10 protein-coding genes are annotated in these 12,252 nt (G+C 62.3%); 4 read left to right on the forward strand and 6 right to left on the reverse strand.

The window, feature by feature from the left end:
- Positions 1-91: 91 nt before the first annotated feature.
- The 4 genes from KIP89_RS14515 to KIP89_RS14530 form a co-directional block, all read right to left on the reverse strand.
- Positions 92-1,366, reverse strand: a complete 1,275-nt coding sequence (locus tag KIP89_RS14515) for an extracellular solute-binding protein (RefSeq protein WP_250152502.1) — start codon at positions 1,364-1,366, stop codon at positions 92-94.
- 85 nt (positions 1,367-1,451) lie between these two features.
- Positions 1,452-2,249 carry a carbohydrate ABC transporter permease gene (locus tag KIP89_RS14520; protein WP_213756234.1) on the reverse strand — a complete coding sequence of 266 codons (798 nt, stop codon included), beginning with the start codon at positions 2,247-2,249 and terminating at the stop codon, positions 1,452-1,454.
- A gap of 20 nt (positions 2,250-2,269) precedes the next feature.
- Entirely contained in the window at positions 2,270-3,412 is a 1,143-nt protein-coding gene (locus KIP89_RS14525) for an ABC transporter ATP-binding protein (RefSeq protein ID WP_213756236.1), read from the reverse strand.
- A 172-nt stretch (positions 3,413-3,584) separates the two neighbouring features.
- Positions 3,585-4,385, reverse strand: coding sequence for an SDR family NAD(P)-dependent oxidoreductase (locus tag KIP89_RS14530; RefSeq protein ID WP_213756237.1), 801 nt, complete (start codon positions 4,383-4,385; stop codon positions 3,585-3,587).
- A 155-nt stretch (positions 4,386-4,540) separates the two neighbouring features.
- Between KIP89_RS14530 and KIP89_RS14535 the strand changes: the two genes are divergently transcribed.
- The 4 genes from KIP89_RS14535 to KIP89_RS14550 all read left to right on the forward strand — a co-directional run bounded on the left by KIP89_RS14535 (position 4,541) and on the right by KIP89_RS14550 (position 8,514).
- Complete coding sequence (locus KIP89_RS14535) at positions 4,541-5,398, forward strand: DeoR/GlpR family DNA-binding transcription regulator (protein ID WP_213756331.1); 858 nt, start codon at positions 4,541-4,543, stop codon at positions 5,396-5,398.
- A gap of 38 nt (positions 5,399-5,436) precedes the next feature.
- Positions 5,437-6,237, forward strand: coding sequence for a BtpA/SgcQ family protein (locus tag KIP89_RS14540; protein WP_213756238.1), 801 nt, complete (start codon positions 5,437-5,439; stop codon positions 6,235-6,237).
- Between the two features lie 148 nt (positions 6,238-6,385).
- Entirely contained in the window at positions 6,386-7,885 is a 1,500-nt protein-coding gene (locus KIP89_RS14545; RefSeq protein WP_213756333.1) for an FGGY-family carbohydrate kinase, read from the forward strand.
- Positions 7,882-8,514, forward strand: a complete 633-nt coding sequence (locus KIP89_RS14550; protein ID WP_213756239.1) for an HAD family hydrolase — start codon at positions 7,882-7,884, stop codon at positions 8,512-8,514. Before KIP89_RS14545 ends, KIP89_RS14550 begins: the two co-directional genes overlap by 4 nt.
- A 22-nt stretch (positions 8,515-8,536) precedes the next feature.
- Here the strand turns inward: KIP89_RS14550 and KIP89_RS14555 are convergent, their stop codons facing one another.
- Positions 8,537-11,095, reverse strand: a complete 2,559-nt coding sequence (locus tag KIP89_RS14555) for a glycosyltransferase (RefSeq protein WP_213756241.1) — start codon at positions 11,093-11,095, stop codon at positions 8,537-8,539.
- Positions 11,096-11,165: 70 nt separating this feature from the next.
- Positions 11,166-12,218 carry a class I SAM-dependent methyltransferase gene (locus KIP89_RS14560; RefSeq protein ID WP_213756242.1) on the reverse strand — a complete coding sequence of 351 codons (1,053 nt, stop codon included), beginning with the start codon at positions 12,216-12,218 and terminating at the stop codon, positions 11,166-11,168.
- Positions 12,219-12,252: the final 34 nt, after the last annotated feature.

Consider the following 12,252-nt stretch of genomic DNA (forward strand, 5'->3'; position numbering starts at 1 on the left):
GGACCGAGGGGGAGGCCGGCGCACCGTGGCCGAAAGTATCAGGCCGAGAGATCTCTCTTCGCGAGAGAAGCGCTCCTTTGGGGGAGGGGGGTCACTTGTTCATGAGCTGGGTCAGGCCATCGGCGGCCGCCTTGAGCGCGTCCTCCGGCTTGGCCTGTCCGCCGCCGGCCAGCGACAGCTGGGTGCCCAGCACGTCCTCGTACTGCGCCGAATAGGCGAAGATCGGGAAGGACTTGCCGGAGGCGACGACGTCGAGCGCGGTCTTGTAGAAGGGGTACTTCTTCAGCACGGCTTCGTCGGTATAGACGTCCGAGCGAACCGGGGCGTGGCCTTCGAGCGCGCGGGCGACGGAGATCTTCTTGCTCTGCACCCACTCGATGAACTTCCAGGCCGCGGCCTTGGATTCATCCGACGTGTTCTTCGGAATGCCCCAGCCCCAGCCGCCGCTCTCGCCATGGCCACCCGGCATGACGCTGAGCGCCAGCTTGCCGGCCACTGACGGGCACTTCTCGGCATTGTCGAGCTGCGGCAGCATCCACCAATAGGTGACCATGCTGAACGTCTTGCCGGCGCACATCAGGCGCATCGTGTCATCGAGCGTGGCGGAAAGGGCGCCCTGCTGCGCGCCGTTCTGGATGTTGTCGGCATAGAGCTTGAGCGCGGTCAGGCCCTCGGGGCTGTTCAGCACCACCTTGCGGCCGGCGTCGAGATAGGCGCCGCCCGACGAGAACAGGTAGTTGGAGAACTCCATCGCGTTCGGGTCGCCGCGCTGGCCCTGCATCGCCGCGCCGACGAGATCGCCGCCGCTAGCCTTGAAGTATTTCGACAGCGCCACATAGTCCGCGAGCGTGGCCGGCGGGGCGAGATCCTTGCCGGTCTTGGCCTTGAAATCGGCCTTGATCTTGGGGTCGCTCAGCAGGTCCGTGCGGTAGATCAGGCCCATCGAGTAGTTGTACATCGGCAGGATAGGCAGCGACTCCTTGGTCGCGCCGAGCAGGTCGAGCATGGACGGGATGATCGGCTTGAGATCGAAGCCGGACTTCTCGACATAAGGCTTCAGGTCTTCCAGCCAGCCGGCGGCGGGGAACTCGCCAGCCCAGAGGAAATCGACCTCCAGCACGTTGTAATAGCTTTCGGGAGAGACGAGCTGGGCGACCAGCTTGTCGTGCATGTCGCCATAGCCGATCTTCTCGAACTCGACCTTGATGCCGGTTTCCTTGGTGAACTCCGGCAGCAGTTTCTCGATGATCTGGGTTTCCGGCACGTCCTCCATCAGGGCGCGCAGGGTGATCGGTTCGGCGAGGGCGGGGCCGGCAGCGGCCAGCATGCTGGCCCCGAGAAGGGCCTGGACGATACGGCGTCTCATCTGCATCTCATCTCTCCTGTTCCGTCTGGTACGGGCTTTGCCCGCTGTCTTGGCGCCGGCCGGGTGAGGCGGCGCAATGGGGCGGCTATTTCACGCTGCCGAAGGTCAGTCCCTGAACGATGAATCGCTGGATGAAGCGGGAGGCGATGACCAGCGGCAGCACCGCCAGCACCACGCCGGCCGACACCTTGGCGATCTGCACGCCGTTGGAAGTCTGCAAGGAGGCGAGAGCCACCGGCACGGTCGCGGTCTGTGGACCGCTCAGCACCAGCGCGAACAGGAACTCGTTCCAGGTGAGGATGAAGCCGAGCACGCCGGCGGCGGCGATGCCGGGCAGCGAAACCGGCAGCACGATGCGCCAGAAGGCCTGCCAGGCGGTGGCGCCATCGGTCTGCGCCGCCCATTCCAGATCAACCGGAATGCCCTCGAAGAAGCCCATCAGGATCCAGATGAGGAAGGGCAGGTTGAGCGCCGCATAGACGATGATCAGCCCGGTCAGCGAATTGGTGAGGCCCACCATGCGGAACAGGGTGAAGGCCGGGAGCACGATGGCCACGGGCGGCAGCATCTGGATGGCGAGCACGGCGAAGCGACCGCCCTTGCCGCTGGTCTTGAAGCGGGCGAAGGCGTAGCCGGTCATGCAGGCGAAGGGCAGGGCCACCACCACCGAGCCGATCGCGACGATCAGGCTGTTCAGATAGGACTGGCCGTAGCGGGTGGAGGTGAACAGTGCGACGTAATTGTCGAGCGTGAACGCCGGCATGATCTCCGGCGAGTAGGACATCGGCTCGGGCAGGAAGCTGGTGCGGATCACCCAGAGCAGCGGAATGAGGATGGCGGCGCAGGTCAGGAGAAGGCCGAAATGAAGGGCGATGCGCCGCATGTCCTGATCCCCCGCCGTTCTCAATGTCCGAGGACGCGGAGCGAGGGACGGGGCAGGGCCCGCGTCGTCTCCGGGTCGAACAGGTGCATGGGCCGGGCGTCGACATAGAGCGGCACGGTGGCGCCGACCGCCGCCGTGTAGTGGCGCGACAGGCGGGCAGAGATCTCCGCCGGGCGCCCCTCGGCGCCGTTTCCCTGACCGATCTGGCCGACCAGAATGTTCTCGACGCCCAGCGATTCCATGGCGACGACGGTGACGTCGATGCGCTGGAAGCCGGGCTGCGGCGCCTCGTGAATATCCTCCGGGCGCAGGCCGAAGATCACCTCGCGCCCGGTTGCCGGGGCATAGGCGTCGCGGTGCATCGCCGGCACCTCGACCGAGAGCCCATCGCCGCGCACGAGGAGGCCGTCCCCCTGCGCCTCAAGCCGCGCGGGAAGGAGGTTCATCGGCGGGGTGGCGAGGAACCGGGCGACGAAAGTGTCCACCGGGTCGGCATAGACATCCAGCGGCTTGCCCACCTGGATCATCCGGCCATCGCGCATGATGCAGATGCGGTCGCCCATGGTCATGGCTTCCACCTGATCATGGGTGACATGGACGATGGTGCGCCCGAGCCGGCGGTGCAGCTTGACCAGTTCGAGCCGCATCTCGGCGCGAAGCTGCGCGTCGAGGTTGGACAGCGGCTCGTCGAGCAGGAAGGCGACGGGATCGCGCACAATGGCGCGGCCAAGCGCGACGCGCTGGCGCTGGCCGCCCGAGAGCGCCGCCGGCTTGCGATCAAGATAGGGGGCGAGGCCGAGCAGCCCCGCCGCTTCCTTGATCTTCTCCTCGATCACCGGGCGGGCGACGCCGCGCATCTTCAGGCCGAAGCCCATATTCTCGCGCACGCTCATATGCGGATAGAGCGCGTAGGACTGGAACACGACGGCGATGTTGCGGTCGCGAGGGGCCACATGGGTCACGCTGCGCCCGCCAATGCGCAGATCGCCCGAGGTGATGCCCTCAAGACCCGCGATCATGCGCAGCGTGGTGGATTTGCCGCAGCCGGACGGGCCGAGAAAGATGACGAACTCACCCTCCGCAATGGTCAGGTCGACGTCACGCACGCCATAGGCGCCGTTGGCGTAGAGCTTGGAGACGTGATCGAGTTCGATCGATGACATCAGGGAACCTTTGCCCGCGGGGCGCGATGCGGAATCTGCGGCGTCTCGGCTGTGAAGCCGCGGTGGGTCCGGTGCGCGAGATCGAATGGTAAGCTCACAAAGTCGAACATGTAAATCACAAAATCGAACGCATCAGCGTGAGTCTGCGATCATGTTCGAACATCGCTCCGGCTCAGGTCGTGTAAACCCCACCGGTCACATTGATCGCCTGACCGGTCATGAAACGCGCCTGTTCCGAACAGAGGAAGACGACGACATCGGCGACATCCTCGGGGGTCTCCAGGCGGCCGAGCGGAGTCTGGTTGATGTAGTCGGCGACCACCTGTTCGGGCGTCACGCCGCGCAATGTCGCTTCCCACTGCGCCTCGCGAGACTGCATGCCGGTGGCGACGAAGCCGGGGCACACGCAGTTGGCGCGGATGCCTTTGGCGGCGAGTTCGCGGGCCAGCGCCTGGGTCCAGCCGACCACGGCGAATTTCGAGGCGGAGTAATGCGCCAGCAGCGGCGCGCCAACCTTGGCGGCGAGCGAGGCGGTGTTGACAATGCAGCCTTTTCCCTGCGCCACGAAGTGCCGGGCGGCGATCTGGTTGGTCAGGAACACGCCGCGCGTATTGACGTCAAAATTGAAGTTCCACTCCTCGTCGGTGATGTCGAGCGCCGGCGCCATGGTGGACACGCCGGCATTGGCGACCAGCAGATCGCACCCGCCCAGCGCGCCGAGCACCTGCTCGAAAGCCATGCTGACGGCGTCGCGCTGGCGCACGTCGATCTGAATGGCGACCGCGCCCCCACCGATCGCCGCCGCCGTCTCCTGCGCCGCGCCACGGTTGATGTCACCCACCGCAACCCGCACCCCCTGCCGCGCCAGCGCCGCCGCAATCGCCCGCCCAATCCCCGCACCGCCGCCGGTCACAAACGCCTTGCGGCCCGAAAGCTCCGGATAGGAAGGGGTGGGGGCGGTGGTCGGGATCATGTGCAGCTCCTGATGTTAGAAGGCACTGTAGACAAACAATATCGAACATCAAGACGAATCTTATGTTTGAATTTGTTCGTTTGATGCGCTAAAACTTGAATCTGCGTGGCGCCGAATCTCCTTCGTCGGTTCGCGTATCGGTGCAGGATCCAATGATGGCCGAAGACCTCTCCTACCGGGATGTTCCCGCCGAGCCGGCCTCCACCGAGGAGCGGGGGCGCTTGCCGTCGCATCTCCGGCATGCCCGCATTCTCGACCAGTTGAGCCTTGCCGGGACGATCAGCGTCACTGGCCTCGCCGCCGAGCTGGGCGTTTCCGACATGACCATTCGCCGCGACCTCCTTGAGATGGAGCGCGAGGGCAAGCTGGTGCGGGTGCATGGCGGGGCCATGCTGGCCGATGCGCCGGTGCCGGTGGCGATGGACAGCGAGGAGCCGCGCTTCGACGCCCGCCTGCGGCGCGGCAGCGATGCCAAGAGCGCCATTGCTGCCTATGCCGCCAATCTCATCGTCGGCTACCGCGCCGTCGCCCTTGATGTCGGGACCACCACCTATCTGATGGCGGGACACTTGCGCGAGGTGCCTCACCTCAAGCTTTTCACCAATAGTCTGCGCGTCTCGGCGCTGCTCGATGGCGGCGGACCGGAAATCTATGTGGCCGGCGGGCGCGTGCGCCCGGAGGAAATGTCGGTCTGGGGCCCGACGGCGATCGCCCAGTTCGAGAAGCTCTGGTTCGATGTCGCCGTGCTCGGCACCTCCGGCATCACCGCCGAGGGGTTCTTCGACTATTCCTTCGAGGACACCGACATGAAGCGCGTCTATCTGCGCCGTTCTGGTCTTCGCATTCTTCTGTGCGACAGCGCGAAGTTCCAGCGCATGTCGCTCGTGCAGGTCGGCTCTTTCACCGACATCAACATGCTCATCACCGACGCAGAGCCGCCGCCGCGTATCGCCGCGGCGCTCGCGGCCGCGCGGGTCGATGTGCGTATCGCGCCGCCTGCCGCCAGCCGTTGATGCGCCGCGGCGTATCCTGTTTCCAAGGAGTAGATGGAATGGTTTTCGAGTGCTTCGGCGAGAAGAAAAAGGTCGTGATCGCCATGGCCCATATCGGTGCGCTGCCTGGCGCGCCGCTCTATGACGCCGATGGCGGCCTCGACAAGCTGATCGAGGGCGTTCTGACCGATGTCGAGAAGCTGCAGGCTGGCGGGGTCGACGCCATCATGTTCGGCAACGAGAACGACCGCCCTTATGTCTTCAAGGGCTCGCCGGCGTCGATCGCCGCGATGAGCGCCATCGTCCAGGCGGTCAAGCCGAGCCTGAAGGTGCCGTTCGGGGTGAACTACCTCTGGGATCCGGTCGCCACGGTGGCCATCGGCGCGGTGACGGGCGCCAGCTTCGTGCGCGAGATCTTCACCGGTCTGTTCGCTTCCGACATGGGTCTGTGGGAGCCGAACTGCGCCGAGGCGGCGCGGCTGCGCCATGATCTCAAGCGCGACGACATGAAGATGCTGTTCAACATCAATGCCGAGTTCGCCCACTCGCTCGACCAGCGCCCGATCGAGTTGCGTGCCAAGAGCGCGGTGTTCTCTTCGGTCGCCGACGCCATCCTTGTCTCCGGCCCGATCACCGGCCAGCCGGCCGACCAGTCTCATCTGCGCAAGGTGGCGGAGACGGTGAAGGACGTGCCGATCTTCGCCAATACCGGTGTGAACATCGACAATATCCGCGACATCTTCTCGGTCGCCTCTGGCGTGGTCATCGGCACCCATTTCAAGGTCGATGGCAACACCTGGAATCCGGTCGAGGCTGGGCGCGTCGCCCGCTTCATGGATGTGGTGAACTCGCTGCGCTGAGCTTGTGAGGCGTCCGGGCTGTGGCCCGGCGCGGATGCCTCACGATGCGCGCGCCTGCCGCGCCACACCGGCGCTCACGTCGATGTGGCGCGGCGTTTTCCACCTCTTGTCGGCATCGACGCGCCTTCCCACTGGATGAGCTTCAATGATGAGCTGCGTTCTCGGCCTCGATATCGGCACCACCTCCACCATCGGCCTGTTGCTGCGCCTGCCGGGGGAAATTCTCGGCGTTGTCTCGCGGCCGGTGACGCTGTCCTCGCCGCAGGCGGGCTGGGCGGAGGAGGATCCGGCACAATGGTGGGCCAATGTGCGCGCCATTACCCGCGAGCTGATCGAGACATCCGGCATCGACCCGGCCGAGATCGTCGCTGTCGGCGTTACCGGTATGCTGCCGGCCGTGGTCCTGCTCGATGCGCAGGGCCAGTTGCTGCGCCCCTCCATCCAGCAGAGCGACGGACGCTGCGGCGCCGAAGTCGCGGAGATGCGGGCGGAGAAGGACGAGGCGACCTTCATCGCCAAGGCAGGCAACGGCATCAACCAGCAGCTTGTCACCGCCAAGCTGCGCTGGATCGCCCGCCACGAACCGGAGGTGTTCGCTCAGATCGCCACCGTGTTCGGCTCCTATGATTATGTGAACTGGCAGCTCACCGGCGAGCGTGCGGTCGAGCAGAACTGGGCGCTCGAAGCTGGCTTCGTCGACGTGTCCCGCCATGCGATTGACGACGAGTTGGTCGCCTGGGCGGGCATTCCCCGCAGTGCTGTGCCACGCAAGACCGCCTCTCATGAGATTATGGGCCATGTGAGCGCGGCTGGCGCGGCCGCCACCGGCCTTGCCGAGGGCACACCGGTCATTGGCGGGGCGGCGGACATGATCGCCTCGGCGCTCGGCGCCGGCGTCACTCGCAAAGGCGACATCCTCCTGAAGTTCGGCGGCGCCGTGGATATTCTGGTCGCCACCGATCAGGTGAAGCCCGATCCGCGCCTCTATCTCGACTATCACCTGATCCCCGGCCTCTACATGCCAAATGGCTGCATGGCGACGGGTGGTTCGGCGTTGAACTGGTTCGTGCGCAACTTCGCCGGTGGCGAGACGGCGGAGGCGGAAAGGCAGGGCGTCAGCCTGCTCCAGCATCTCGACCGGCTGGCCGCCGAAAAGCCCGCGGGCGCGGACGGGCTGATGATCCTGCCCTATTTCCTCGGCGAGAAGACGCCGATCCATGATCCCGCAGCGCGGGGCGTTGTCGACGGGCTCACGCTCTCGCATGACATAGGCCATGTCTGGCGGGCTTTGCTGGAAGCCTATGCTTATGCCTGTGCCCACCATATCGAGGTGCTCGCCGATATGGGCCATGCGGCGGACCATGTGCTGGTGTCCGATGGTGGCTCCCAGTCCCGTGTCTGGATGCAGATTGTTGCGGATGTCCTTGGCAGGAAGGTGCATCGCCTCAAGGGCCATCCCGGCTCCTCGCTCGGGGCCGCCTGGACAGCGGCTGTCGGCGTCGGGCTGGCCGATTGGTCGGGGATTTCGCGATTCGTGCAGCAGGATGAGGTGCTCGCACCGGATCCCGCGCACGCGCCGGTCTACCGTGCCGGCTATGGACGCTACCGCGATCTGTACTGTCGGCTGTCGGCGGGGAGGGGGGCGTGAAGCGGTTCCGCGCTGTCGCCTGGGACATTGACGGCACGCTGATCGACAGCGAGCCCTTGCATCATCGTGCGCTGGTGGCTGCCTGTCGCGAACTGGGAACCGATCTGTCGGATCTGCCGGACCAGGCCTTTCGCGGCATTCATGTCGGGGATGTCTGGCAGCAGATTTCACCGCGCCTGCCGGCGGGGGTCGCCGAGGCTGAATGGCTGGCGCTGATCAACGCGCATTATGTGGCCAATCGCGCCAGTCTGATTGCCCTCCCGCAGGCCGTGGCGACCATTCGCGCCCTGTCTCGCCGGGGCGTGGCGCAGGCCTGCGTCTCCAATTCGAGCCGGAGCGTGGTCGACGCCAATATCGACGTGCTCGGTATTTCCGATGCGATTGCCTTTTCCCTGAGCCTTGATGATGTAACCCACGGAAAGCCGGACCCCGAGCCGTATCGGCGCGCCTGCGCCCGCTTCGGTTTCGATCCCGCCGAGGTGATCGCGGTGGAGGACAGCCAGGCCGGCGCCCGTTCGGCCCGGCTCGCGGGCCTTCACGTGATCGGCTACGCCGCCACCGGCGGTGGCTTCGACGATGTCGATTGTGAGATCGACAGCCTCGATCAGGTATCGGTGCTTTTTTTATAGCCCTGCACGCTATTGCAGGTTGTTATTGGGCCTTTTGCGCGTCTGTCTTCACCTTCTCAATCAATGGAGCCAGATAGGTTGTTTCCTGACGCGCGATCCATGTTTTGTCCGCGACATCCAACACCGTTCGGCAAAGATCAAGGCAGCGGTCCCAGGAATAGTTCTTCTCCACGAAGTCGTAGCCATTTTGCTGGAGAGCGTTCCATGTGGTCGCGCTATCATAGAGTGTAAGAACGGCCTCTATGAAGTCTTTGGCGTCGCCGGCAATAACCGCGTGAACGCCCGACTCGAGGCCGATACCCTCCGCTGCGATCGGCGTAAGCACCGATGGAACGCCGTGAGCCAGACTCTGGATGACTTTGCCCTTGATGCCTGCCCCATAGCGCAGGGGCGCGACGAACACGCGGGCCTGATCGAAATAGCCCTTAATCTCTTCCACATAGCCCGTGACGACAACGCGCTCATTCGCCAACGCTCGAATGGAGCCGGGCGGGGACGCGCCGACAATGAGAAGCCGTGCATCGGCCGGCAAGCGATCGCTCAGTTGCTGCCAGATAAACTCCATGAAGTAGTGGACAGCATCAACATTCGGGGTATGGGCAAACCCACCCAGAAACATGATGTCACGACGTTGCTCGAACGGAACATCAGTTGGAACCGGATCAGCGATGTATGGGAACTCAACGATATTCGAGACGGGCATGTTTTCCCGAATAATCTGCGCCTCCACTGCCGTATGGACGATCGTGCAATCGACGTTGGCAATCAGCGAAAGCTCGGCAATCTTGCTGTTAGCAGCGGCGATTTTTCGGGATCGTGCCCCATAAAGTTCTGCTTCACGCTGTTCCCGCACAAAGTGCAAATCCACGTTGTGAAATATCAGCCGCGCCTTTGGCAGCATACGTCTCGCATCGTCATATATTGGCTGCAGGACGTTGTAGCGATATCCAAGCAAATATTCGACGTTATTGTAATCCGCAAAAACGGAAGAAGCATCAGTAAAGTAAGGATAGTATAGGCATTCAACCCCGATACGTTGCAGATCCTGAGTGTAATGGGGCTCGTAGCGATAACCGTGCTGTGGCACGAAAATGACGTGAAAACCTAGTTCCTGAAGAGCCCTAATCATTCGAACGGTAATGAAGGAGCCTGAATCCTGATCGGGCGTCGGTGTGAGAGCGTCGAAAACGAGAATGCGTTCCCCACCGAGACGGTTAGCCTCAAGGTCGGGTAGCTCTGCGTTCGGGCGATGGGAGGCCAGTACATGGCGCCAACGCGACTCAAGCAGCTTGGTATTGGCGACCTGATAGGCCTTTATGCCTGAAGTGACGTCACGCCCGTGCGTGCGGCCTTCGTAATGGAGGACGCTGGATAGTGGCTGAAGCCACACTTGGTATCCCGCATCGCGCAGACGGAATGCGAGATCGGCATCCTCGCAATAGGCTGGGCGAAAGAGCGTGTCGAAGCCACCCATTTCTCGCCATATCGCGACAGGCACCGCGATGGCGGCGCCGGAGCAATAGTCCACCTGGCGCGCGAAGGAGTATTTCGGATGGTTGCCGTCAGCACCGCGCCCATAGTTCCAAGCGCTTCCGTCTTTCCAGTAGATGCCGCCGGCTTCCTGCAGCGTGCCGTCCTCATTGAACAACCGCGAGCCGACCAATCCCGCGCGAGGAAAGAGCGCGAAACTGCCGATCAATTCGTCGAGCCAGCCATCGCCAACCCGGACATCGCTGTTGAGGAAGACCAGATATTTACCCCGCGCGATGGAGGCGGCCTCGTTACAGGTATCGATGAAGCCGCCATTCTCCACCCGGCGCTTGTACCGGATCCACGGAACGGCCTGGAGGGCCTCAACCTTGTCGGCGGCCGGGGACACGTCGTCGATCACGATGACCTCGACGGAGAACCGGCTGCGATGCGCGGCCAGAGAATTGAGGCAGTTGAGCAGAAACGGCAATTGTCCATACACAGGAATGATAATGGACACGTCGGGTCTGACATCCGCGATGGTCAGGTAGACCTCATCGCAGATCAGATTTCTAATGGCGGCGTTGACCTGCTTCGCCGATAATGCCCCGTTTTCGGTGAAACCAAATTTTTTGAAATATTGCCGTCCAAGAGCGGACTGGCGAAGAATGTCATTGGCTATGTGAGGCGCGCGACGACCCTCGATAGGCCTTCCCTCGAACTGGCCGAACCTCAAATAATGCTCTAGTGCGTCCATGCCGCTTTCCGCGACATCGGGATTCATGGCCAGGTAAGAATCGCGATCGAATCGGCCGGGAAATTTCCGCCCTTCCCGGCGGCCGAACCGAATGTAATGAGCGGCAGGGTTCATTCCAGACACCGCTACGTCCGCGTTCTCAGCAAGGTAGAGTTCTGGATCGAACATGCTCGTGGACGCAAGCGCATCGATCAGCCGGGCTTCACGCCCTTTCGGCCAGAATTGGCTGAGTTTGAAGCCGTTGCGCGTCTTTATACGGCCACGACCAAGCTTACCGGCAGGCTTGTCCGGCTGGATATCAAACAAGCTTGCGAGCTGGAGCTTGTGTTTCAGTTTTTTGTAGAGGTCGCCCAACGGACACCGCTCTTCTGTCATAATGAACGGGCAGTTCCCGCAAGAACTGAATTTGCAGATATCGGCTTCTCTATCCACCTAAACTACGAATTAGGTCCCTCATAGCACTAATGACAAGCTCTTTTTCAGCGATGATTTCTCGAAGCTGTTCCGATGATGCCCGCTCGTGCGGGAGGTTTGTGGTAGCTGTCTTGCTGGGTCCTCCAGGGGAATTCTCCGCGTTCTGAGTGCCCAAGCGTGCTAAATCGTTATTATTTTCAATTGCCTCGCGCAACTCGCGAATAACACCGTCACGCTCCTTGATGCCACCAATCAGTGCGGCCATGGCCCCGGCGGGGTAGTGCCCCTGATATAATGACGGACTGGCCGCTTGAATTTCTCTGTCAGAGGCCACCACGATCGCGTATGGAAAGGCTATGCTGGCTTCTGCGCGCACGTCGATCTCTGCCGTTTCGCGATCAAGTACGGCGTTCCAGTAACCATTCGACTCCCCGTCGGGCAATATCTGGGAGCCGAATGCAACATGCTGATTGTAGATATGATAATATTTAAATCTGTCGGCTGTCGCCGCGATCAATTCGTCGCGCGTTAATTCCTTAACGTGAAAAATATTGGGAGATTCGCCTTTTCTATACGGGCCACGATTAGGAGAGGACAGTATCAGCAGGCCGTCAGGCTTCAATACGCGGCGGATTTCACTCCAGAACGCCTCTTGATCTTCAAGATGCTCGATCGTTTCGAAGCTTACCACCACGTCGAACTGAGCGTCCCCCACGGGCATCTGTGTTGCAGAGCCCGCCGAGAAGTGGACCTTTTCGCTGCTATAGCGAGCCTTGGCTCTATCTATGCATTGGGCATCAATATCTACGCCGGTTACATGATCTGCCAGGGTAGAGAGCATGCTCGACCCATAACCTTCTCCGCACGCAATATCGAGAACGCGGGAGCCGGTTATGAACTGCAGGGCAAAAAGGTAGCGATGAATATGCTCCAGTTCGACGGATCCATCGGCATATCCCGGTATGAAACGTTCACCTGTGAACTCCTCCAGATTGTCCGCATTAGTCCGCGGCAAAAACAGGTGTTCGGGCGGGGTTAGGGAAAAGTCCCTGAACGACATCATGCCTCGCATCGTCGGCTACAAAGTTGGTTAGTTT

The organism is Ancylobacter radicis (genome assembly GCF_018449475.1).
Classification (GTDB): Bacteria; Pseudomonadota; Alphaproteobacteria; order Rhizobiales; family Xanthobacteraceae; genus Ancylobacter; species Ancylobacter radicis.

Excerpts from the sequence above, each read along its gene's own strand:
- KIP89_RS14515 (WP_250152502.1), bottom strand. The coding sequence starts at position 1,366 with ATGAGACGCCGTATCGTCCAGGCCCTTCTCGGGGCCAGCATGCTGGCC.
- KIP89_RS14520 (WP_213756234.1), bottom strand. The coding sequence starts at position 2,249 with ATGCGGCGCATCGCCCTTCATTTCGGCCTTCTCCTGACCTGCGCCGCC.
- KIP89_RS14525 (WP_213756236.1), bottom strand. The coding sequence starts at position 3,412 with ATGTCATCGATCGAACTCGATCACGTCTCCAAGCTCTACGCCAACGGC.
- KIP89_RS14530 (WP_213756237.1), bottom strand. The coding sequence starts at position 4,385 with ATGATCCCGACCACCGCCCCCACCCCTTCCTATCCGGAGCTTTCGGGC.
- KIP89_RS14535 (WP_213756331.1), top strand. The coding sequence starts at position 4,541 with ATGGCCGAAGACCTCTCCTACCGGGATGTTCCCGCCGAGCCGGCCTCC.
- KIP89_RS14540 (WP_213756238.1), top strand. The coding sequence starts at position 5,437 with ATGGTTTTCGAGTGCTTCGGCGAGAAGAAAAAGGTCGTGATCGCCATG.
- KIP89_RS14545 (WP_213756333.1), top strand. The coding sequence starts at position 6,386 with ATGAGCTGCGTTCTCGGCCTCGATATCGGCACCACCTCCACCATCGGC.
- KIP89_RS14560 (WP_213756242.1), bottom strand. The coding sequence starts at position 12,218 with ATGATGTCGTTCAGGGACTTTTCCCTAACCCCGCCCGAACACCTGTTT.